This is a genomic window from Undibacterium umbellatum (assembly GCF_014284125.1).
Lineage (GTDB): Bacteria > Pseudomonadota > Gammaproteobacteria > Burkholderiales > Burkholderiaceae_D > Undibacterium > Undibacterium umbellatum.
The window spans coordinates 553,435-576,433 of sequence record NZ_JACOFX010000002.1 but is presented as its reverse complement, the minus strand read 5'-3'; the positions used below and the strand labels follow the sequence as shown (position 1 = coordinate 576,433).

The following is a 22,999-nucleotide window of genomic DNA, read 5'->3' as shown; positions in this document are numbered from 1 at the left end:
TGTTCGCCGGATTAATCTAGGTGTTTCAAAATGTCGTGCAATTTGCCGAACAGCTGGTCTACGTGTTTTTTCTCCAGTATCAATGGAGGTGACATGGCGATGATGTCGCCAGTCGTGCGTACCAAGACACCTTCAGCAAAGGCTTTTTTGTAGGCTGCCATGGCGCGTGCGCCGACTTTGCCTGGCATGGATTCCAGCTCTATCGCGCCAATCAGGCCGACATTGCGCAAGTCTATGACGTGCGGCAGGCCTTTTAAGGAATGCAGGCCGTCTTCCCAATAGGCGGTCATGCTTTGTGCGTGTTCCAGTATTTTTTCTTCCTTGAAGACTTTCAGCGAAGCCAGGCCAGCAGCAACCGCCAGTGGATGTCCGGAATAGGTGTAGCCATGGAACAGTTCTATCCCTGCCGGGCCAGCCATCAGTGAATCGTAAATCTTTTGGTGGCTAAATACAGCACCCATGGGCACGACACCATTGGTCAGGCCTTTGGCTGTGGTCATCAGGTCAGGTGTAACATCAAAGAAGTCAGATGCAAATGGCGTTGCCATGCGGCCAAAGCCGGTGATGACTTCATCAAATATCAGCAGGATGCCATGCTTGTCGCACAGTTCGCGCAGGCGTTTCAGATATCCTTTTGATGGCAGGATGACGCCAGCAGAACCTGCCAGTGGTTCAACGATGACGGCAGCGATGGTGGATATGTCATGCAGCGCGATAATTCGCTCTAGTTCATCTGCCAGGTGGGTGCCGTATTCTGGCAAGCCACGGGTGAAGGCATTTTTTTCCAGGTTGTGCGTGTGCGGCAGGTAATCAACACCGGCCAGCAAGGTGCCAAACTGTTTGCGGTTGGCTGGCAAGCCGCCGAGCGACATGCCGCCGAAACCGACGCCGTGGTAGCCACGTTCGCGGCTGATAAAGCGTGTGCGCTGTGCTTCACCGCGGCTGCGGTGGTAGGCCAGCACCATTTTCATGGCAGTATCGACCGCTTCAGAGCCAGAGTTTGTATAAAACACCTGGCCAAATCTGTTGCCACTATAGTCGATCAACTGTTCTGCCAGCTCGAAGGCTTGCGGGTGGCCTATCTGGAAGGCAGGTGCGTAATCCAGGGTCGCTACCGATTCCTGTACCGCTTTCACCACAGTTGGGTGGGAATGGCCCAGTGGCACGCACCACAGGCCTGCCGTACCATCAAGTATCTCGCGGCCATTCTGGTCACGGTAGTACATGCCAGAGGCAGAAGCCACCAGGCGCGGGGCCTCTTTAAAGTCACGGTTGGCCGTGAAAGGCATCCAGTAGGAATTAAGTTGTTGTTTGCTGAGCATGGGCTTCTCCTGAAAACAATTTACCAAGTGGTAAAAATATGCTGAAATGCTAAATAAGCATATGCAGTAATGACATATACAGCCAGTTTAATTTCATCCAACCGTATTGGTAGCCAAAGCAACACAGTTGTGCTGGAACTTACACAAAACCGCCCCAGCTGCGTCACAGCTCCTAGCCGTACTATTCGTACTGTCTTCGTCGCTGTTTCTTGCTGGAACGATTTTGTGCAAGTTCCACAGATTTTGTGTGTTTAGCAAGGAGCAAGCATGGACGCCGTAAAAGAAGTGCAGGAAGTAGAACAAAGCCCCATCTGGCCGCAACTGTCACTGGAACGCAGCCGCCAAGCCAGCCTGGTCGAACAGATCGTGCAGGAAGTAAGCCGTCTGGTGCGCCAGAACGATCTAGCGCAGGGCAGCAAGATGCCTTCTGTGCGGCAATTTGCCAAATGCAATGCGGTAAGTACCTTTACAGTTGTGGAATCTTACGAGCGCCTGATTACCCTCGGCTTGCTGAGTTCACGTCGCGGCTCTGGTTATTTTGTCACCAAACCGGCATGTACACCGCAGCCTATGGCGCAAGCCGTCATACCCAGCGCGCTGGATGCCTTGAGCCCCGATTTGTATTCTGGCGTGTCGAGCGCCCTGCCCGTAGGCTCAGGATGGTTGCCGCCTGAATGGTATGGCGACGATATTTTGCTGGATGCCCTGAAGCAATCTATGCGCATCCCTACCCAGCGCCTGCGTGGCTATGGTAACCCTCTGGGTTTCCCCAGCCTGCGCCAGCATTTGGCCAGCAGCCTGTCGCAGGAACTGTTCAGTGTTGATTCTGAACAGATATTGCTGACCCATGGTGCTACTCACGGCTTTGACCTTATCCTGCGCACGCTCTGCAAACCCGGCGACGCTGTACTGGTTGAAGACCCCGGTTATAGCAATCTGCTATCCCTGATACGCCATCACGGCTGCATACCTATAGGCATAGCCCGTGATGAAAAAGGTCTGAATCTCGACAGCCTGATGGAAAAAGCCTTGTTGCACCAGCCCAAGCTGATGTTTGTGAATACGGTCTTGCAAAACCCGCTGGGCACCAGCCTGAGCCAGGCACAGGCGCACCGCTTGCTGGCTCTGGCAGAACAGTTTGATTTTTGGCTGGTGGAAGATGATATCTACCGAGAGCTATGCCCGCGACCAGAGCCCTCGCTGGCGGCGATGGACGGTTTGCGCCGCGTGATACGGGTGGGCAGTTTTTCCAAGACACTCTCCCCAACGCTGCGTGTTGGCTCAGTCTGCGCATCGCATTCGTTAATTGGTGAACTTTTGCGGGTAAAGATGTTGGCCGGTTTGACGACATCTGAAATCAATGAACGCGCCGTGCTGCATGCGATCAGCTCGCGCCTGTACCGGCGTATGCTGGAAAAATTGAAACGCCAGTTGGAAACATCACGCAATGCCAGCATGGACATGCTATTGGCGGCAGGTCTCACACCCCTGGCAGAACCGCGCGGCGGCATGTTCATCAGTGCGGGCTGGAAAGACAGCAAGGCTAATGCCGGCGAAATTTCACGCCAGGCTTTACAGGAAGGCATCTTGCTGGCACCCGACGAATTCTTTAGCTTGCGCGCCAGCGACCACCCCTGGTTCCGTTTCAATATTGCTTATAGCAATTCAGATGCCTTGAAAACCTTTTTGATGAAGCAGCGCCATGGATAGAGCGCCGGATAAACTCACGCGCTCACGCGATGCGCTGGAAGCACGCATCATGCAGGCGGCTGTCGAAGTATTTGCCGAGGCCGGTTATGCAGGTACGGCGCTGGCGTCGATTGCTGAACGTGCGGGTCTTTCAAAACAGAATTTGCTGTACTACTTCCCTACCAAACAAATCCTTTATGAAAAGGTGCTGGACCAGGTGCTGGATCAATGGCTGGATCGCATGAATATCCTGGCAGATCCCGAGCAAGACCCGGCGACGCTGTTACGCAATTACATACGCGCCAAGCTGCGCTTTTCGCGTGAGCAACCGCAGGCATCGCGTGTATATGCGATGGAAGTCATCAGTGGTGCACCTGTCTATGCTGAAACCATGCGCAATAAAATTCTGCCCTTATTGCAAAAAGACATCGCCGTTTTTGAAGCCTGGATGGCGGCTGGAAAAATTGCTGCCGTCAATACCACACATCTCTTGTTCGCCATTTGGGCCATGACGCAATCCTATGCTGACTTTGCAGCACAGATGAGTCTGGTTCTGGGGCATAGCCCTCTGGATGAAAATGATTTTACAGAAGCAGAAACCATGATCGTTGAGATGGTATTAAGCCGGGTTTGTTAGCATCAACCAATCTCCCTATCTGTCTGGGGTGGTTAATCCAGCTGCTATCTGCTAAATTACAGGACAGGAGTAGTATGCCTTGGTTGCTGATCGCACAAAGTTGACCTTTTACTGGAGACACCATGTCTGGCATGGCTGCACAAAAGACGCTGATGCTGCGTAGCATTTCATGCTTGTATTTATTGAGTTTCAGTGCATTGCTGCAGGCGCAGAATCTGCCACAATGCCCTTCCCGCCCTATTGTTCTGGCCTTGCAAGAACTGGGGCAATTCTATCGTGCAGGTGTGGGCCTGGATAAGGATATGGCCGATGAATTTTCCTTGCGCAGTGGTTGCAAATTCGAGACACCTGTATTGCCCCGCTCCCGTACCTGGCACGAGATTGAGGCTGGCCGGGTTGATATGACCTTGTCGGCCTTGAAGACTGCTGAGCGCGCTGAGAAATTCTGGCTTTTTCCCTATCTGCAGTCGCGACTGCAAGTTGTCATCCACAAGGACAAGGCCGTCACCGTCAATTCTCAGGAAGACTTTCTGAAACAGGATAATTTATTCCTGGGTGCAGTGCGCAGTTTCAACCATGGTTATAACGAAGCTTTCGTCCAGCAATTGCGCAAGTTAAACCGCGTGGTCGATGTCAATGACAGCGAGCGACTATATGCCATGCTGGAAGCACGGCGCTTTGATGCGGTCATAGGCTTGCCACTGATCTATAACGCTTACCTGGACAGGGCGCAAATGGAAAGCAAATACAAAGCCATAGACTGGAGCCCGGAAACCCTGAAAGGCTATGCGCATCTGGCGCTCACCCGGAAAAATTTCCCGGAAGCAGAAGCCCAGAGATGGAATCAATTACTGCAAGCCATGATCAAGGATGGCACCATGTTACGGCTCTTGAATAGATACGTTAGCAAGGCAGAGGCAGAAAAGATGCTGGAATAATTATTTTTTATTTATTTCGATTACAATCAGTCAGCTTAGCAATACAGTTCGGCCAAGTCAGTATAATTGATCGGGGGAGTGTATGAATCACGAACAGGGATCAGAAGAAGACTGGATCATCGAAGATGAAAAGGACGACAAATCACAGCAACAGCTTGATACTTCATTTGAGTCACATCCCTGGCGCCTGCTTATCGTTGATGATGAAGAAGATATTCATGCCGTCACCCGACTGGCGCTCAATAATATTGTTTTCAAGGGCAGACCGCTGGAGATCTTTTCTGCCCACAGCGCATCCGAAGCATTCGAGATACTCAGCAAAGAAAACGACATCAACCTGATCTTGCTGGATGTCGTCATGGAAACCGATGACGCTGGCCTGCTGCTTGTAAAACGCATACGCGAAGAACTCAAGAATCAACTGGTGCGCATTGTCCTGCGCACAGGCCAGCCTGGCCAGGCGCCCGAAAAAAGCGTCATCGTTGACTATGACATCAACGATTACAAAACCAAGACCGAACTGACTACCCAGCGACTGTTCACAACAGTGATTGCCTCATTGCGTGCCTACGAAGGCTTGCTGTCAATAGAACGAAGCCGTATAGGTTTGACACGTATACTGCAAGCATCCGCCAATTTGTATGAGCTGAAATCCCTGAAGGAATTTGCCTCAGGGGTATTGAACCAGATCGGTGCCATCCTTGATGTGGGCGCTGATGGCGTTTTATGTCTTTCGCGTAATGCAGTGGGTCGCTCTGGTGATCGGCTGCAGACCAGTATTATTGCCGCAACCGGCACTTACAGCGATTTTTCTGGCTTGAACAGCTTGCCTGCAGACTGTGAATGGACTGCCATTGTAGAGAAAGCCTTTACAGAAAAGAAAAGCCAGTTCCAGCATCCGGCTGATGTTTTGTTCATCCATACCAGACAAGGTCACGAGTTCGCCATTTTGGTGACACCGCCCTGGCCACTAGGGCAAATGCAGCGCGACTTGCTGGAGTTATTCTGTGATCGTATTGCTGCTGCCTTTGACAACCGCTACCTCAATGAGCAATTGCAAAAAGCCCAGGAAGCCTCGGTCGTTGCTTTAACTGACCTGGCAGAATCGCGCGATACTGACACTGGTGGCCACGTGCAACGTGTTTGCAAGCTGACCAACGCGATAGCCAGTGAGCTTAAGAAACGCAATAATTTTGAGACTGACCTGACCCCGCAATTCATGGAAATGGTAGGCATCGCCAGCATTTTGCATGATGTGGGCAAAGTAGCGACACCGGATGCTGTCTTGCTGAAAGCAGGTGGCCATGACAAGCGCGAGCGTATCATCATGGAATACCATGCACTGGCAGGCGAGACTGTGCTGGCACGCGCAGCCACCATGGTAGATGGTGTCAGTTACCTGACTTATGGCTCGCAGATTGCAGGCAGCCATCATGAGCATTTTGACGGGCAGGGCTATCCGCGCCAGTTGAAAGGGGAAGAAATCCCGCTGTCAGCACGCATCGTCGCTGTGGTTGATGTATTTGATGCCTTGCTGCACCGCCGCCCTTATAAGGAACCCTGGACACTGGCAGACACCATTGCCTATATCAAGGCCAGGAGCGGGACGCAGTTCGACCCCCTGGTGGTAGATGCACTGCTGCACTTCATACAGACAGAAAACCCGGACTGGATTGCCGGTGGCGCGCATTGATCAGCGCTTCAAGCTTTCAGGAGCAACGCTGGCCAGCGCCTGGATAATTGGGCATTGCGCCTGCTGCGCCGATGATGCGCACTGATGTATCAACTGTGTCAGCATGTCTTCCATCTTGTGCAGATCGGTCAGTTTGGCCTGTACTTGCAACAACCTTTCCTGCGCCAGCTCGCGTATTGCATGCTTGTCGTTGCCATCTTCCAGCATCAGCAAATTGGCGATTTCATCGAGGCTAAAGCCTAACTCTTGCGCTCTTTTGATAAAACGTATGCGCTCGGCCAGACTGGCCGGATAAGTCCGAAAACCAGTCGCAACCTGGGGTACAGGCAACAAATCGCGGCGCTGATAGTAACGTACGGTTTCTACGCCCACACCGGCCGCTTTGGCCAATTGCCCTATCGTATATTGATCTGCATCAATCATTGCTAAATACTCCTTGACTCTGTTCTTGGGTACGGAGTCTATGATAAGGCAATCAAGCTAAATTTGTATTGGAGGAGAAAACCATGACTGAAAACCAGGCCAATCACCAGCATAGTGGTAATTGCTGTAGTCACAAGCATGAAAGTCAGGTTGTCCCTGAACAGGAAAAGAAGTACACAGACCCAGTCTGCGGTATGCAGGTTAGCAAAAATCCTGAAAAAACCGCCCGTTTCCAGGGTGTCGCTTACTATTTTTGCAGTAGTTCCTGTGTCAGCAAGTTCACTGCTACGCCTGAGAATTATGTCAAGGCAAAGAAAGTGATAGGACTTGGGAGCACAAGCACGGTCACCAGCGCTGCCGCAACAAGCGCCAACAAAGCTTCATCCTGCTGTGGTAGCGGTGATGCCATGCAAAGCGATGTCCAGGGCGAGCACAAAGACCCTGTGTGTGGCATGCGTGTCAATGCGCAAAGCCCGCATCAGTTGAACCATGATGGACAAAGTTATTACTTTTGCTGCAACTCTTGCCTGGAGAAATTCCGCAAAGACCCTGCTGCATGGCTGGAGCCATCCAAGCGCCCTGCTCCCAAGGCAGTAGCCAAAGATGCGATCTTTACTTGCCCCATGCATCTGGAGATAGAACAGGTAGGCCCTGGTACTTGCCCGTTGTGCGGCATGGCACTGGAACCCAAGGAAGCCTCGGCAGAAGAAGATACCAGTGAGCTGGATGATATGTGGCGGCGCTTCAAATTCAGCCTCATTCTAAGCTTGCCGCTGTTGATCATGACCATGGGCGATATGCTGCCAGGTGTTTCCTTTCATCGTCTGCTGGGCATGACAGCCTTTAACTGGCTGCAATTCATATTGGCAACGCCAGTCGTACTGTGGGCTGGGTTGCCATTCTTCGAGCGTGCACTGGCCTCTTTCAAAACCATGCACCTGAACATGTTCAGTCTGATAGGCGTGGGCACGGCAGCCGCTTATTTGTTCAGTCTGGTGGCGCTGCTGTTGCCCAATGTATTGCCTGCTGCCTTCAAGATGGATGGCATGGCACCGCTGTATTTTGAAGCGGCAGCGGTCATTATTACTCTTGTACTGTTGGGACAGGTACTCGAATTGCGGGCGCGTTCGCAAACCAATGCGGCGATCAAGGCCCTGCTGGGTTTGACACCGGCGACAGCAATACGCATTGCAGCCGATGGCAGCGAAGCTGAAATCACTTTGGATGCCGTGCAAATTGGCGACAGCTTGCGCGTCAAGCCTGGCGCGCATATTCCTGTTGACGGCGTCTTGCTTGATGGCCATAGCAATGTCGATGAAGCCATGCTGACGGGTGAACCGTTACCGGTCAGCAAACAGGTGGGTGATAAGGTCAGTGCTGGTACCATCAACCAGCAAGGCAGTTTCAGCATGCAGGCGCAACGTATAGGCAAGGATACTTTGCTGGCCAGTATCATTGATCTGGTGAATCAGGCGGGTCGTTCACGCGCACCGATACAGAAACTGGCTGATCAGGTTTCTGGCTGGTTCGTGCCCGGCGTCATAGCAGCGGCGGTATTGGCCTTCCTGGGATGGGCGGTGTGGGGCCCGGCACCGGGAATGGCGAATGGCTTAATGGCCGCAGTATCAGTATTAATCATCGCCTGCCCTTGCGCACTGGGCCTGGCGACACCGATATCAGTCACCGTAGGCATAGGCCGCGGTGCACGTGACGGGGTTTTGATCAAGGACGCTGAAGCGTTGGAGAGTCTGGAGAAAATCAATACCCTGCTGATTGACAAAACCGGCACCCTGACAGAGGGCAAACCGACGTTGCAAAACTTCAGCGTCGCCGCAGGTGAGTCAGAGGCAAACTTGCTGGCGCTGTCCATGGCACTGGAGCAGCGTAGCGAACACCCGGTAGCCCATGCCATTGTCAGCTATGCAGAAGCACGTGACAGCAAACCTGCGGAGATTAGCGATTTCACGTCCATTACCGGCAAAGGGGTCAGTGCCAGGTTTGATGGCAAGACAGTCTTGCTGGGCAATCCTGCGCTATTGAACGAGCGGGCGATCGACATATCAGACTTTGCGCAGCAAGTCACAGATTTGCAGATGCTAGGGCATACCGTCATGCTGATGGGAGTCGATCAAAAGGCCGTGGCCTTGCTGAGCGTGGCAGACAAGATCAAGGCCAGCAGCAAGGAGGCCATAGCGCAATTACAGCAACAGGGCATACAGGTCATCGTCCTGACGGGTGACAATGCCATCACGGCGCAAGCTGTGGCCAAGCAGCTGGGCCTGGATGATGTGCGCGCCGATTTGCTACCTGCAGACAAGTTCCGTATTGTGCAAGAATTGCAGGCACAAGGTCGTGTCGTTGCCATGGCAGGTGACGGCATCAACGATGCACCGGCGCTGGCACAGGCTGACGTGGGTATTGCCATGGGTAGCGGCACCGATGTCGCCATGCACAGCGCCCATGTGGTGCTGGTAAAAGGCGACTTGGGCGGCATACTCAAGGCACGATCATTGAGCCATCAGGCTATGAAGAACATCCGGCAAAACCTGTTCTTTGCCTTTGCCTATAATTTTGTGGGCGTGCCAGTGGCTGCCGGACTTTTGTACCCATGGTTTGGAATTTTACTCAGCCCCATGATTGCCAGTGCAGCGATGAGCCTTAGTTCTGTATCGGTAATCAGCAATGCCTTGCGCTTGAGGAACGCCAAACTATAGTTAGGACCATCAGGAACAGGTAAAATACGCGCCTGTTCCTGCCAGCACCTGGCATTGCCCTAGTAATCAAGAAGAATTCATGCGTATTTCCATCCTGGCTGTTGTTGTCTCCACCCTGTTTTTCCTGCCCGTCTCGCCCGCACACGCTGCCGATAAAGCCAAACCAGCCCCCAAAAGAAACTTAGAAAAACCCGTCAGCATCACCATCTATGCTGCTGGCGACATCGCCGATTGCAAGAGAAAATCTCCCCTGGAAAGCATGGCAGCCAGAACTGCGGAATTGATTGCTACCGGGCTTGCAAAAGACAGCACAGCAAGGGTAGTTACCCTGGGTGACAATACTTATCCGATTGGCAAACCCGAAGAATTCAACAAGTGTTATGAGCCAACCTGGGGACGTTTCAAGGATAAGACCCTGCCCTCACCCGGCAACCATGATTACGGCATGCCCAAAGCCCTGGGTTATTACAACTACTTTGGAGAACTGGCCGGGCCAGACAGGCGTGGCTACTATGCGACGCAATTGGGCAAGTGGCTGCTTCTTTCACTCAATAGCAATGTCGATAAAAACCAGATGCAAGAACAACTGACATGGTTGAAGGCAGAACTGGCCAACAACAAGCAGAACTGTACGCTGGCTTTCTGGCACCATCCCGTTTATAGCTCTGGTGGACATGGCAACAACAAAAACATGCAGGAAGCCTGGACGATGCTGGCAGCAGCAAAGGCGGATATCGTGCTGACTTCGCACGACCATAATTATGAACGCTTTGCCCCGCTTGACGCCAATGGCGACAGGGATGACAAGAATGGCATACTCAGCTTTATCGTTGGTACGGGCGGCGCCAAACTGACACCCATGTTTTTACCAAAGGGGGCAACCGCAGTCCGAGACAATTCTGCCCATGGAGTATTGAAGCTGGACCTGCATGACAAATCCTATGAATGGGAATTCTTGCCGATACCAGACCAAAGCTTTGCCGACAAGGGCAAGCGAATCTGCCATTAATTGATTAACATATTTCTTTAGGGCAACAGTATACGTCCTGGCTTATATTAATCATTAAGGAAACGGATCGGGCCGTGGAAAATTTATGCACTATACTCAAGTACGGCCCAACGACTTGAGCGCATCATTGTGACAAGTCGTGATTTCCCGCGCCCGCCAGGCGCATACTGGAGTCGTCATGCATATAGAAGAAACCCTCAGGCTGGATTTCAAGGACGTTTTGATACGTCCCAAGCGGTCCACCCTCACCTCCCGCTCCCAAGTCAATCTGGAACGCGAATTTGTTTTTCATCATTCGCGCAAGACTTATCACGGCATTCCCATCATTGCAGCGAATATGGATTCTACCGGCACCATGGAAATGGCCGCTGCGCTGGGCGCGCATCAATTATCGGTCGCCCTACACAAGCACTATGACGAAGATGCACTGGTTGAGTATTTCTCTAACTTGCAAAAGAAGTCGACAGCCTTTTATTCCATGGGGATTACCCAGTCCGATTTCGAGAAGTTCTCTGCTGTCATGGCCCGTGCGCAAAATGCCATAGAGTATGTCTGCATAGACGTGGCAAATGGCTATACCGAAGGCTTTATCAACTTCGTGAAAAAAGTACGCACCACTTACCCGCACCTGACCATCATGGCAGGCAATGTTGTCACAGGCGACATTACTGAAGAACTGATACTAGCCGGTGCCGACATCGTCAAGGTCGGCATAGGCCCTGGATCGGTCTGCACAACCCGCAAGATGACGGGCGTGGGTTACCCACAGCTATCGGCAGTCATAGAATGTGCCGATGCTGCACATGGCCTGGGCGGCCAGATTTGCGCTGATGGTGGCTGTGTTGTGCCGGGTGACCTGGCCAAAGCATTTGGTGCAGGTGCAGACTTTATCATGCTGGGCGGCATGCTGGCAGGTCACGATGAATGTGCTGGTGATCTGGTCGAACGTGATGGACAGCAATTCAAGCGCTTTTACGGCATGAGCAGCCGCGCTGCCATGGATAAATACGCAGGCGGTGTTGCGAAATATCGTGCATCTGAAGGCAAGGAGGTATTGATACCTTATCGTGGCGCGGTTGAGACAAGCTTACAAGACATACTCGGTGGAGTGCGCTCAGCCTGTACGTATGTCGGCGCGCACAAGCTCAAGGAACTCACCAAGCGTACGACTTTCATCCGGGTAACCCAGCAATTGAATGAAGTGTTCGGAAAATCCTGAGTCTCATCCAGGAAAAAGTAGTTTTGCTTCATCAAATCAAGCCAGCTTCAAAAGAAGTTGGCTTTTTTTTCAGAATTTAAAGGTTTTATATGATTTAGATCACATTTGGCACAATTCCTGCATGACTTTGCACGAACAAAGTATTTCTGATATCTGAATTTTCATGATTTCATTCACTTCTGTGAATTGAATATTGCTATGCAAGTATATCCATGGCAGGATACTCGTTCGGATTTATGAAAATTTTCGCAGCAGCGGATAAATTAATGGTGCACCAAAATAATGCAGCCCTAGCAGCGCTCACTATTTTAGGGCGCAACTGACATTTCGCCATGGGTCTGTATCTTGCTTCGTTTTAACTTTAGCTTTACAACAGTTTTTTGCCTGGAGTGATATGAAAACGGTAGTCATTAAAAAAACGGGGACTTTGTCATTTCTTACTTTCAAGCTGGCGTCCAGTGCGCTGCTCATCACAGCTTGTCAAAAAACACCAGAGCCTGCTCCTGCTGCCAGTGCCTCCGAATCATCGCCTCCTGCTAGCATGCCTACTGGCCTGGTGAAAAATCCGGTTAAACATGGCGATACTGCGGACGTTACCAAGTGGATGGATATGGCATCCACTAAGAGTGCTGCGCAGATAGCCAAAGAAGAAAAACTGGCGAAAGAAGCCAAGGAAGCGAAAGAGGCAAAGGAAGCCAAGGAAGCGAAAGAGGCCAAACTGGCAGCAGAAGCCAAAGCACTGGCTGCCAAGGTAAAGGAAGCGCCTAAAGTTGCCTCCGCCTCCGCCACGGCGGTAGCACCTGCTCCAAAACCTGTAGAGGCACCACCACCCGTGGTCGTTGCTGCAGCTCCCAAGCCAGTAGCCCCAGCACCAGCCCCGGTAGAAAACCTGACCTTGAAAGTCGTCTCCAGCGTACAGCCTAAATACCCAAGTACTGCGGTTCGTGCTGGCGTGACATCAGGTGTGGTCAGTGCGCGCGTGCATGTCGATACAGACGGTAAAGTCTCTCACGTAGACATCGTCAAGGCCAACCCACCCAAGCATTTTGACAAGGAAGTGATCGCCGCAGCTTCTCAATGGAAATATGCCCCTATCTCAAAACCCTTGACCACCTTGCTGGAATTTAATTTCAAGCTCGACAATTAAAAATTCAATCAAAAAAAAGCCAGCCTGGCATACATCCAGGCTGGCTTTTTTACGCGCGCTGCATGCTTAACCCAGTCGCAAAGCCTGCCGTTGCCCCTGATTGGCGGCTTCTGCTTTCTTGAATTTTGCGGCCTTGCCGCTATTGTTTTCTGGCATGCTATTCATTTTAAATACACCGACCACCTGATGTAAATTATCAGCTTGTTCCAGCAAACTCTGGGCGGCAGCGGCAGCTTCTTCTACCAGGGCGGCATTGTGCTGGGTGACCTGATCCATCTGGGTAATTGCCACATTCACCTGTTCTATGCCACGGCTTTGCTCTCCACCCGCAGCCGCAATTTCACTCATGATGTCTGCAACTTGCTTGACCGAGGTCACGATCTGGTCCATGGTAACGCCGGTTTCATCCACCAGTGCAGAACCTGCATCGACTTTGGAAACCGAGTCACCGATCAATTGCTTGATTTCTTTGGCGGCACTTGCCGATCTTTGTGCCAGATTACGCACTTCGGAAGCAACCACCGCAAAGCCCCTGCCTTGCTCCCCCGCCCGGGCAGCTTCTACCGCTGCATTCAGCGCGAGAATATTGGTCTGGAAGGCGATACCATCAATTACACCAATGATATCGACGATTTTGCGTGAGCTGTCCTTGATGGCTCCCATGGTGTTCACCATTTGCCCAACCACATCCCCGCCCTTGCTGGCAAAATCAGATGAAGACATGACCAGTTGATTTGCTTGCGCTGCGCTGGCTGCATTGTGTTGCACTGTGGAGGTTAGCTCCTCCATGGAAGAAGCAGTTTCTTCGAGTGAACTGGCCTGGCTTTCAGTGCGTTCAGACAAATCCATATTGCCTGTTGCAATTTCATTCGACGCGGTAAAAATGGTATCCGTACTGGTTCTGACCTGGCTAACGATACTGATCAGGCTCTGATTCATATTGGACAAAGCTTGCAATAATTCGCCCGCCTCGTCTCTGGATGTGATCTGAATATCCTGACGCAAGTCGCCCGCTGCAATATTATTCGCAATCTCGACTGCATAGTTCAAAGGCCGCGAAATGCTGCTGACCAGCCAGACACCCATGAAACTAGCAAACAGTACAGACAAAACAATAAAGATTGCTACAAATATCTGGAAGCTGTGAAAGAAGCTTTGCGAAGCTTCATACTCCTTTTTACCAACATTCAGCTGCAATTGTATAAGAGCATCCATGTTCTCCTTCATGCTTAAAAACAGAGGATCCACCCTAGCATGAAATAACTTGGAAGCGGCATCTAGATCTTTGCCTTTCAAGGCAGCTAATGCAGGATTCAATCCTTCATCCAAAAATTGCTTGCGCTTGGCAGCAAACTGTTCAGCAAGGACTTTTTCTTCCGGAGTCAGATAAGTTGCCATGTATTCTGACCATATCTTGCTGGCATCGGCCTTGCCTTTTTCGACTGTTGCGATATGGGATTCGATTTTTTCCTGATCATCCGTGATGGCCTTGGCGACAATGACCTGATTGCGCATGATGAGGCGCATGACGGTATCCAGTTGCCCCAGGGCGACCAGCCTGTCGTCATAAACAGTCTTGATCGAATTATTGCTGGCATTCAGGCTAAGATACCCAGCCACACCGATGGACAATACCAATGCCGTCAACAAGATAAAACTGAAAATAAGCTTGGTCTTAATGCGTATATCCTGAAACATACTCACCTCCGTAAACACCAGGTTGAACATGAAATACCATGCTTACAATACAGAATATTTGAATCTGGTCTGAAGTAGCAGAACCAGGGGTAAAACACTGAGCAAGATACACTCGTCTGTAAATTGACTGTAAGTGCAAAGAGGCAACAATTCAAGATCTGACTAAACTTTTACAACTCCCTGAGTTGTTTTTCCCACAAAGTATGAAAAATTGTTTCCGTGCAAAAATAGTTCTAGGAGATGGAAATTAATCAGACTTATTGCTGGTATCGATAGCGGCCAATTTGCGCAGCACCTGTGCAGCAGCCATCAGACCGAAGGAGGCTGTGACGACGATAGATGACCCGAAACCGGCACAATTCAAGCCCGTGACGCCTGAACTGTTGTCTGCACCTACTTCACAAACTTCAGCAGTTTCCGGCATGCTGAGGGCTTCCATGGAAAACACTGCATCAATACCAAATTTGCTTTTTGCACCACGCGGAAAACCATGGTTTTGACGCAGGCGCTTGCGCACCAGTGCCAGTAATGGCTCTTGCTCGGTACGTGAAAGATCGCGGATTTCTATCTTGCCGGGATCAGTCTGCCCGCCTGCAGCACCTATGGTAATCAACGGAATGGTATGCTGGCGGCAGTACGCGATCAGGGCGGTCTTGGCTTTCACATTGTCTATGGCATCAATCACATAATCGAAGCCTGGCTGGCCCAGCATGACATCAAGATTGTCTGGTGTGACAAAGTCTTCAACCTCATTCACTTGGCAATAGGGATTGATGAGGGCAATGCGTTCTGCGAGCGCCGTCACCTTGGCTTTGCCTACGGTCTCGGTATTGGCCTGTATCTGGCGATTGATATTCGATTCTGCGACATTGTCGAGGTCTATCATGGTGATGCGCCCTATCGCACTGCGCGCCAGGGCTTCTACCACCCAGGAACCAACACCGCCCACGCCAATGACGCAAATATGTGCCTGCCTGAAACGTTCAAGTGCAGCAGCTCCATATAAACGGGCGATGCCGCCAAAGCGGCGGTCAAAATCGATATCTAGTACATCTTGCATAGGAAATTTGCGCCTAAAGGCTGAACATTGTAAGCAGGCGCTATTTTACTTGATGCATGGCAAGGTGGGACTTTAGCGCCCTGCTTTGCGCTTTAAATCAGAGAATAAAGAGAAGACCCAGGGTCGGGTCGCCATCAAAAATGCCATGCCTTGTCTTTGCTCTGATGACAAGCTGGCATCAATATCTGCCAGCTCATTAAATTCAGTCAACAAGCGCGTCATTTTTCTTTGCAATACGGCAATCGACGCTGGGCTAAGTTCGCGGGTTTCAAAACGCAATACTGCCAGTTCTTCGTGAAAGTCACTTTGCAAGAATTCTTCCATGACCTGCGACTGATATTTCATGCGTATAGGTCCGCCTTCACGCCATTGAAGGGTGGTGTGGGTCAGCAATCTGATGCGGTTGGCTGGATGCAATTCGATCAAACCAAGACGCTCAAGCCTCATCAATAACTGTAATAACTCGGTTTCTGCGATCTCAAATTGCCTGGCAATTTCCTTGACTTGCCATTGATTCAGCAACAGGTAAAACACACCGAGCAACCTGGGCTGTTCTGCCAGAGCTTGCTCCTGCGATTCTGATAGTTCCCCCTTCAATTCTTGCTGTCCACGAGCCAGCCTTGCCAGTTCGAGAAAATCCAGCTCCAGCAACTGACAGATGGATTCCAGTCTGCGCACTGTGAATGTGGACTCAGAAAACAGACGCTTCACACTAGCTTCGCTGATCTGCAAATGGGTTGCCAATTGCGCATAGGTCAGACCTTTTTGCTTCAGATGTTTTTTCAGGGCAATAGTGATTTGTTTAGTCAGGTTCATGATGGGTCCATTCTTTGGATAGAAGACAAATGACCTTCAGTATTGATATTTAATACCATTTTTTATTAGATTGTATATCAATACCTAAAATTGCAAAATGCAATCTTCTATCAAGGAGAGAAGAACATGCACAAACCTGAACCTACAAACATGGTCAACGACGTCCATTCCGCCCTGAACCTGACTACGGTCAGCGAAATCAAGGAAATAAGCAGCCTCCCCCAACTGGCCACCGCCCTGGAAAAAGCCAAAAGCCTGGGCAGGAAAATTGCCATCAGTGCAGCCAAGCATGCCATGGGTGGGCAACAGTTTGCAGAAAATGCCATCTTGCTGGACATGCGTAGCATGGACAAGGTGCTCAATTTCGATCGCGAACTGGGCATCATCGAGGTCGAGGCTGGCATACAGTGGCCAGCGCTGATTGACTACCTTGAAGAAGCACAAAAAGACAGCGCGCATCAATGGGGCATACGGCAAAAACAAACGGGGGCCGATGACCTGAGTATAGGCGGCTGTCTGTCTGCCAATGTGCATGGACGTGGTTTGCAAATGCGCCCCTTCATTGATGATGTAGAAAGCTTCAGCCTGCTTGATGCTGAAAACAATTTGCTGCATTGCAGCCGCGATAGCAACAATCATCTGTTCCGGCTTGCCATCGGTGGCTATGGCATGTTTGGCGTCATTACCAAAGTCAGTCTGCGTCTGACGAAAAGACAAAAAATGCGTCGCGATGTCAGTATCATCTCGCTGGAGGAATTGATGCCCGCGTTTGCACAACGTATAGACGCTGGCTATGTCTATGGAGACTTCCAGTTCGCCATCGACCCAGCCAGCCCTGACTTTTTACAGCGCGGTGTATTTTCCTGTTATTGCCCTGTATCTCATGCAAGCAACATCAAGGAAGAGCATGCGCTCAGTGATGAACAATGGCAACAATTGCTGGTACTCGCCCATGTGGACAAGAGCCGTGCCTTTGATTGCTATGCCCAGCACTATATGGCCAGTTCTGGCCAGACTTACTGGAGTGACAGGCTGCAACAAACCACTTATCTGAATGGCTATCACAAACAGATTGACAGCCTGCTCGGACATCAGGGTTCGGAGATGATCGGTGAATTGTATGTACCAAAAGCTGAACTGCCAGCCTTCATGCGTGATGCAGCCCAGGATTTTCGCCAGCATGGTGTTGACCTCATCTACGGAACAGTGCGTTTGATAGAGGCAGATACAGAGAGCTTTATGCCTTGGGCCAGGCAAGACTATGCCTGTGTTATTTTTAATCTGCATACGGAACATACTGAATGCGGCATTACTGCAACCGGTAGCGCCTTCCGCCGCTTGATCGATCTGGCGATCAAACGCGATGGCAGTTTTTATCTTACCTATGGTCGCTTTGCCACGGCGGAGCAAATTCGCCATTGCTATCCCAATTTTGAAAACTTCCTCGCTTACAAACACCGCTTTGACCCTGAACTGCTATTCCAGAGCACCTGGTTCCAGCATCATGCAGCCATGTTTGCTGCGCACCTGGAGCAGGCAGCATGAAGGCGGATCAAGCCAGCAACACTGCGCTGATCGTTGCCGCAGGAGTGCAAATGCTGGCGCTTGATCCAGACTATCGCGCCATGGTGCCTGCTACCATGGCCGCGCATGGCCATGGTCTATTACGTGCCAGCCATCCGCGCCTGGCCAGCCTGGTAGCGCGGCACTGGTTTCGCACACTGGTCTATGCGGCAGAGAAAATCACCCTTCCTGGTATCTTGCTGCACTATGTCTTACGCAAAAAGGTGATCAGGGAATACACCGCGCAATCTATCGCTGCCGGCACGCACCAGATCGTCTTGCTTGGTGCGGGTTACGATACCTTGTGCATGGAATTGGCTGAGCAACATAAGAACTTGAGGCTGATAGAAATCGATCACCCGGCAACGCAGGCAGTCAAGCGTGCAGCGGCAAATGCATCACAGGAAAATCGTATTCACTATATTGCCGCTGAACTGGGCAAACAAAATCTGGCAGATGTATTAAGAAAGTGTGAGGGCTTTGATGCGAACCTGAAGACCCTGTTCATCGCAGAAGGCTTGCTGATGTATTTAACGAGCAGCGATGTAGCCAGCTTTTTGCAGCAAATACAGTTGGCAAGCACGAATGCTTCGTTGATTTTTACGTGGATGGAAATCCAGACGAATGGCCGGCCTAATTTCCGTCCGGCCAGCAAAATCATTGATTTTTTCCTCGAGAGAAAAGCCGAGCCTTTTTTGTCAGGCATGGCGCAAGACCAGGTTGCGAGATTTCTGCAGCAACATGGTTTTAATCTGAACGACTTGAAAGAAAGCACGGCTGCATCCCAGCAGCCAAACAAGTGCCAAGCTATTGCCGGTGAGTATATTTGCCTGGCTGACTGCCAGCACGCCTGAATTTGATATGACGCAAGCAGGGGTAGCCTGTCTATTGCATAATGAGCATACTCACACAGCCGCAAAGTGAAAATGAATACTTTATTCGACAGTGCCCCAGGCTTTGATCAGCCCCTGGCAGTACTCAAGCATTGCCATGATCGCATACGCAAACAACTGGCGACCATGACCAAGTTGCTGGACCACTTGCCCACTCACGGGGCCGACAAAGAAGCCCAGCAGGCTGCCCAGTCTGTGTTGAATTACTTTACCAAGGCAGCGCCTTTGCATCACGAAGATGAAGAAATTAATCTCTTGCCGGAACTGCAAGTGACCGCCAAAGACGACGATGCCAGGCTGCTAGCCGCGCTGTTGCCAAAAATTCTTGGTCAGCATGAAGATATGGCAGCGCAGTGGCAACAACTGGAGAAACAGCTCAGTGCCATTGCCGCAGCAAGTGCGGCATCCCTGTCTGCCAGGGCGGTTCAGGATTTTCAAGTCCTTTACAGCGAGCACATGCAAATAGAAGAAACTCAAATTGCCCCCATGGCAAAGCGCCTGTTTTCTGATGCACAAATGTCAGCGCTCGGTACAGCCATGCAGGCAAGGCGTGGCATTGCCGCATAAAAATTAACTAGTTTATCAATACCATATCGAGGAAAACCATGTCCGTAGCTGATATCCGCACTGACTACAAAAAAGCCAGCCTGGCTGAATCCGATGTCACTGACGACCCATACAGTCAGTTCGCCAACTGGTTTGATCAAGCTTTGAAAGCTGATGTAGCAGAACCAAATGCCATGACCCTGTCCACGGTCAATCCTGAAGGCAGGCCAAGCTCACGCATTGTCCTCATCAAAGAGTTCGATGAGCGCGGTTTTTCCTGGTTCACCAATTACGATAGTGCCAAAGGCCAGGACCTGGAAAGCAATCCGCATGCTGCCCTGCTGTTTTTCTGGATTCCGCTGGAAAGACAAGTACGCATAGAAGGCCGCATAGAAAAGCTCAGCGACGCTGAAAATGATGCCTACTTCAATAACCGCCCGTTAGGTAGCCGTCAAAGTGCACTGGCTTCGCAACAAAGCCAGCCTATTGCTGACCGTGCCGAACTCGAGCAAAAACTCGCCGCCGTAATTGCTGAATTTGGCGATAACCCACCACGCCCTGCACATTGGGGTGGTTACCGGCTGATACCAGACCACGTCGAATTCTGGCAAGGACGCAGTTCGCGCCTGCATGACCGTATCATTTATGCATCGGATGAAAATGGTGGGTGGAAAATTTCCCGTCTGCAACCTTAAAGCAATCCAGGTCGCTGATTACTAACCGAGCAGGTGATAGTCAGCAGGCCAAATTGGCATAATGGTTTACAGACCGTGGTATTCTCGGTGTTTTTACCCACACCGAAGTCCATGCCTACGAAAAAGATCTTGTTATTAAGCGTTTCCGCTGGTGCCGGTCACAAGCGCGCCGCCGAGGCCATACAGGCAACATCGCTGGGATACCCTGCTGACACTGAAGTCTTGCATCTGGATGTGATGGATTTTGTCACCGCCGGATTCCGCAAGATTTATACTGATTTTTATATCAAACTGGTCAATAAAGCGCCGACGCTGTGGGGTTATCTCTACCATGCCAGCAATGAAGCGCAGTCTGACAGCACCATGGAAAAGCTACGGCGTGGCATAGAACGACTAAATGCTCGCCCTCTACTGCAAGCAATTGCCGACTTTGCGCCAGATGTCATCGTCTGCACCCATTTCCTGCCAGCAGAAATGTTGTCCCGCTTGTTGCGCAAAGAGAGACTGCATTGCCCGGTCTGGGTACAAGTCACCGACTTTGATTTGCACAGGATGTGGGTACACGAACATATGGCTGGTTATTTTGCCGCCAGTGAAGAAGTAGCCGACCGCATGCGCACGTCTGGAATCCCGAGTGAACGCATCCATGTCACCGGTATTCCCATCATGCCTGCCTTCACGCAGCACCTTGACAGGACTGGCTGTGCGGGAGAATTTGGCCTTAATCCTGCACTGCAAACCTTTATACTGATGGGTGGCGGTGCTGGCCTCGGCGGTCTGGATGAAGTTGCTGAACGACTGCTGTCACTGCCAGGCAATTTCCAGCTTATCGTCCTGGCTGGCAAAAACGCACCGGCATTGCAAGCCCTGCAAAAGTTGGCATTGCGTTTCCCTGGACGCTTGTTACCTCAAGGTTATACCGATAAAGTGGAACGCCTGATGGCTTGCGCTGATCTGGTCATTACCAAGCCAGGTGGTCTGACTACGTCTGAATGCCTGGCCATGGGCCTGCCGATGATCGTCAACTCCCCGATTCCAGGACAGGAAGAACGCAATGCCGACTTTTTGCTGGAACAGGGCGTTGCCATGAAAGCCTATGACGATATCAGCCTGGCATATAGACTGAATTACCTGCTGCAGCACCCGGGAAAATTACACGACATGCATGTCAAGGCACAAGCGCTGGGTCGTCCGCAGGCAGCAATGCAAGTCTTACGAACCATACTGGATACACCGGTTTGAGACCTGGTTTGAATATGAAATCTGCCAACAATTCATTCAAGCCCTTCCTGCTTTGCTTTACCTTTGTCTGTGTCCTGGCCTTGTTTTTTGCTCAGGTAGAAATCCAGATAGAAGGCAGTGCAGGCTGGGCTGCCAATCTGCCCACCTGGCGCATAGAAAAACACTGGTTGCTGGACATCTTTTGGGGTGGCCGGGCCATGACGGGTTATCATGCCTGGGTGTTTCCCTTCATTACGCTGTTTTTTCATTTTCCCTTTGCAATGCTGCAGCAATGGTCCGTGAAACTTGAATGCCGCGCCATCGCCAATATCATCACATTCTGGATAGTTGAAGATTTTTTATGGTTTGTCATGAACCCCGCTTACGGCATTTCACGATTCAGCGCCCATGATGTTCCCTGGCATGTACACTGGTTATTGGGTTTGCCTACCGATTATTGGCTGGGCTTTTTTGGTGCTACTTTTCTCTACATTTTTTCGTATAAAAACCATGCTCTACAAGATCAGAAAAATGCAAAATAAACGACTCGTTGTCAGTCTGGCTGCACTGTCTTGTGCTGCTTTTCTCCTGACAACGAATGTCGCCAGTGCACAAGAAAACCGTCCTGCTGACTGGGCCACCCCAGTAGCAGAAGCACAAAACCTGTACCGTATTCATCAGGATTTTTATCGTAGCGCCCAGCTGGATAGCAAAGATGTCGCCTTGCTGCAGTCACTTGGTATCAAGACTGTGGTCAGCTTGCGCTCCTTTCATTCAGACGACAAGTTACTCAAAGATTCCAGCATCAGGCTGCAACGGGTAGGTATCAATACCTGGAGTATCAATGACCAGAATGTCATTGCCGCCTTGCGGGCAATCAAGGCTGCCGAGAAAGATGGCCCTGTGCTGCTGCATTGCCTGCATGGCGCCGACCGCACCGGCCTGGTGACAGCCATGTATAGAATCCTGTATCAGGCCTGGAGTAAAGAACAGGCAATGGAAGAATTGATAAAAGGTGGTTATGGCTACCACAGCATGTGGAGAAATATCCCCAAGTATCTGAAAAAAGTGAATATAGAAAAAATACGTGAAGGTGTGAGTCAACCATGAAGCATGTATTTGTTTTAATCGGCATTACGGCCGGATTATTATTACTGTCGAGTGCGCAGGCAGCACAGCTGGATGCCAGCAAATTCAATGAAACCGAAGTGCAGTTAATTGATCAAAGCAAGCCTGACAGCAATGGCAAGACTTTTGTGGCAAGCACTATCCTGAATGCCCCGGTCGCCAAAGTGTGCGCGACAATACAGGCGTATGAAGATTACCCCAGCTTCATGCCAAATACTGCCAACGCCAAGGTCACGCGCCAGCCAGATGAGTCTGCCCTGGTGGACTTCACCCTGCATCTGCCGCTCGGTAAAGTCAAAAAATACCGTTTGAAAATGACACCCAAAGTCAGCCCTGCCACCTGCAATCTGAGCTGGAAATTGCAGCCATGGGAAGGATTGAAACAGGAAGAAACGATTGCAGACACTTCTGGTTTATGGGAGCTTTCTAGCCTGGTCAGCAACCCTGCAAAGACTGTCGTCAAATACCAGGTATTTACCGATCCCGGACCTGTCCCCTTGGGCCTGGGCTGGATCGTTGATAGCATGAGCAAAGACAGCATACCGAAAATGATGGATGCACTGAGAAACAAGCTGCGCTAAACACAGG

The 22,999-nt window shown here is 50.8% G+C and carries 21 protein-coding genes; 16 read left to right on the top strand and 5 right to left on the bottom strand.

The annotated features are described in order from the left end of the window. Positions 1-11: 11 nt before the first annotated feature. On the bottom strand, positions 12-1,322 hold the full coding sequence (locus H8L47_RS06995) for an aspartate aminotransferase family protein (protein ID WP_230413628.1): 1,311 nt from the start codon (positions 1,320-1,322) through the stop codon (positions 12-14). Positions 1,323-1,589: 267 nt separating this feature from the next. Here H8L47_RS06995 and H8L47_RS06990 point away from each other — a divergent pair, with 267 nt between their 5' ends. From H8L47_RS06990 to H8L47_RS06975, 4 genes are all read left to right on the top strand, one after another. Then, on the top strand, positions 1,590-3,032 hold the full coding sequence (locus H8L47_RS06990) for an aminotransferase-like domain-containing protein (RefSeq protein ID WP_186952677.1): 1,443 nt from the start codon (positions 1,590-1,592) through the stop codon (positions 3,030-3,032). Next, a complete protein-coding gene (locus tag H8L47_RS06985) occupies positions 3,025-3,648 on the top strand; it encodes a TetR/AcrR family transcriptional regulator (protein ID WP_186952674.1) in 624 nt (207 codons plus the stop codon). Before H8L47_RS06990 ends, H8L47_RS06985 begins: the two co-directional genes overlap by 8 nt. 122 nt (positions 3,649-3,770) lie before the next feature. After that, complete coding sequence (locus H8L47_RS06980) at positions 3,771-4,586, top strand: substrate-binding periplasmic protein (RefSeq protein WP_186952671.1); 816 nt, start codon at positions 3,771-3,773, stop codon at positions 4,584-4,586. Positions 4,587-4,668: 82 nt separating this feature from the next. Then, positions 4,669-6,279 (top strand): DUF3369 domain-containing protein, encoded by a 1,611-nt coding sequence (locus tag H8L47_RS06975; RefSeq protein WP_186952666.1) that lies wholly within the window; start codon positions 4,669-4,671, stop codon positions 6,277-6,279. On the opposite strand, the gene H8L47_RS06970 is transcribed toward H8L47_RS06975, so the two are convergent. Next, complete coding sequence (locus H8L47_RS06970) at positions 6,280-6,702, bottom strand: MerR family transcriptional regulator (RefSeq protein ID WP_186952663.1); 423 nt, start codon at positions 6,700-6,702, stop codon at positions 6,280-6,282. It abuts the gene before it with no gap. An 83-nt stretch (positions 6,703-6,785) separates the two neighbouring features. Between H8L47_RS06970 and H8L47_RS06965 the strand changes: the two genes are divergently transcribed. From H8L47_RS06965 to H8L47_RS06950, 4 genes are all read left to right on the top strand, one after another. Further along, the gene (locus tag H8L47_RS06965) at positions 6,786-9,416 is read left to right on the top strand and encodes a heavy metal translocating P-type ATPase (RefSeq protein WP_186952659.1); all 2,631 of its coding nucleotides are present in this window, start codon (positions 6,786-6,788) and stop codon (positions 9,414-9,416) included. A gap of 79 nt (positions 9,417-9,495) precedes the next feature. Further along, positions 9,496-10,425 carry a metallophosphoesterase family protein gene (locus H8L47_RS06960; protein WP_186952656.1) on the top strand — a complete coding sequence of 310 codons (930 nt, stop codon included), beginning with the start codon at positions 9,496-9,498 and terminating at the stop codon, positions 10,423-10,425. A 178-nt stretch (positions 10,426-10,603) separates the two neighbouring features. Then, a complete protein-coding gene (locus H8L47_RS06955) occupies positions 10,604-11,644 on the top strand; it encodes a GMP reductase (protein WP_186952653.1) in 1,041 nt (346 codons plus the stop codon). A 394-nt stretch (positions 11,645-12,038) separates the two neighbouring features. After that, positions 12,039-12,791 (top strand): energy transducer TonB, encoded by a 753-nt coding sequence (locus H8L47_RS06950; protein ID WP_186952650.1) that lies wholly within the window; start codon positions 12,039-12,041, stop codon positions 12,789-12,791. Positions 12,792-12,857: 66 nt separating this feature from the next. Here H8L47_RS06950 and H8L47_RS30225 read toward each other — a convergent pair whose 3' ends face one another. From H8L47_RS30225 to H8L47_RS06935, 3 genes are all read right to left on the bottom strand, one after another. Continuing rightward, positions 12,858-14,489 carry a methyl-accepting chemotaxis protein gene (locus H8L47_RS30225; RefSeq protein WP_186952647.1) on the bottom strand — a complete coding sequence of 544 codons (1,632 nt, stop codon included), beginning with the start codon at positions 14,487-14,489 and terminating at the stop codon, positions 12,858-12,860. A gap of 247 nt (positions 14,490-14,736) precedes the next feature. Beyond that, complete coding sequence (tcdA, locus tag H8L47_RS06940; protein ID WP_186952645.1) at positions 14,737-15,549, bottom strand: tRNA cyclic N6-threonylcarbamoyladenosine(37) synthase TcdA; 813 nt, start codon at positions 15,547-15,549, stop codon at positions 14,737-14,739. A gap of 72 nt (positions 15,550-15,621) precedes the next feature. Then, positions 15,622-16,365, bottom strand: coding sequence for a helix-turn-helix domain-containing protein (locus H8L47_RS06935; RefSeq protein WP_186952642.1), 744 nt, complete (start codon positions 16,363-16,365; stop codon positions 15,622-15,624). Between the two features lie 126 nt (positions 16,366-16,491). On the opposite strand from H8L47_RS06935, the gene H8L47_RS06930 reads away from it, so the two are divergent. From H8L47_RS06930 to H8L47_RS06895, 8 genes are all read left to right on the top strand, one after another. After that, entirely contained in the window at positions 16,492-17,910 is a 1,419-nt protein-coding gene (locus H8L47_RS06930; protein ID WP_186952639.1) for an FAD-binding protein, read from the top strand. Next, complete coding sequence (locus H8L47_RS06925) at positions 17,907-18,782, top strand: class I SAM-dependent methyltransferase (protein WP_186952637.1); 876 nt, start codon at positions 17,907-17,909, stop codon at positions 18,780-18,782. The genes H8L47_RS06930 and H8L47_RS06925 overlap by 4 nt, the downstream gene beginning before the upstream one ends. 72 nt (positions 18,783-18,854) lie before the next feature. Continuing rightward, positions 18,855-19,388, top strand: coding sequence for a hemerythrin domain-containing protein (locus tag H8L47_RS06920; RefSeq protein ID WP_186952634.1), 534 nt, complete (start codon positions 18,855-18,857; stop codon positions 19,386-19,388). A 38-nt stretch (positions 19,389-19,426) separates the two neighbouring features. Beyond that, positions 19,427-20,062, top strand: a complete 636-nt coding sequence (pdxH, locus tag H8L47_RS06915) for a pyridoxamine 5'-phosphate oxidase (RefSeq protein ID WP_186952632.1) — start codon at positions 19,427-19,429, stop codon at positions 20,060-20,062. A 111-nt stretch (positions 20,063-20,173) separates the two neighbouring features. After that, positions 20,174-21,304 carry an MGDG synthase family glycosyltransferase gene (locus H8L47_RS06910; protein WP_186952629.1) on the top strand — a complete coding sequence of 377 codons (1,131 nt, stop codon included), beginning with the start codon at positions 20,174-20,176 and terminating at the stop codon, positions 21,302-21,304. A 14-nt stretch (positions 21,305-21,318) separates the two neighbouring features. Continuing rightward, entirely contained in the window at positions 21,319-21,825 is a 507-nt protein-coding gene (locus H8L47_RS06905; RefSeq protein WP_230413627.1) for a hypothetical protein, read from the top strand. Beyond that, on the top strand, positions 21,815-22,393 hold the full coding sequence (locus H8L47_RS06900; RefSeq protein ID WP_186952626.1) for a dual specificity protein phosphatase family protein: 579 nt from the start codon (positions 21,815-21,817) through the stop codon (positions 22,391-22,393). The genes H8L47_RS06905 and H8L47_RS06900 overlap by 11 nt, the downstream gene beginning before the upstream one ends. Then, the gene (locus tag H8L47_RS06895; RefSeq protein WP_186952622.1) at positions 22,390-22,992 is read left to right on the top strand and encodes an SRPBCC family protein; all 603 of its coding nucleotides are present in this window, start codon (positions 22,390-22,392) and stop codon (positions 22,990-22,992) included. Before H8L47_RS06900 ends, H8L47_RS06895 begins: the two co-directional genes overlap by 4 nt. Positions 22,993-22,999 lie beyond the last annotated feature (7 nt).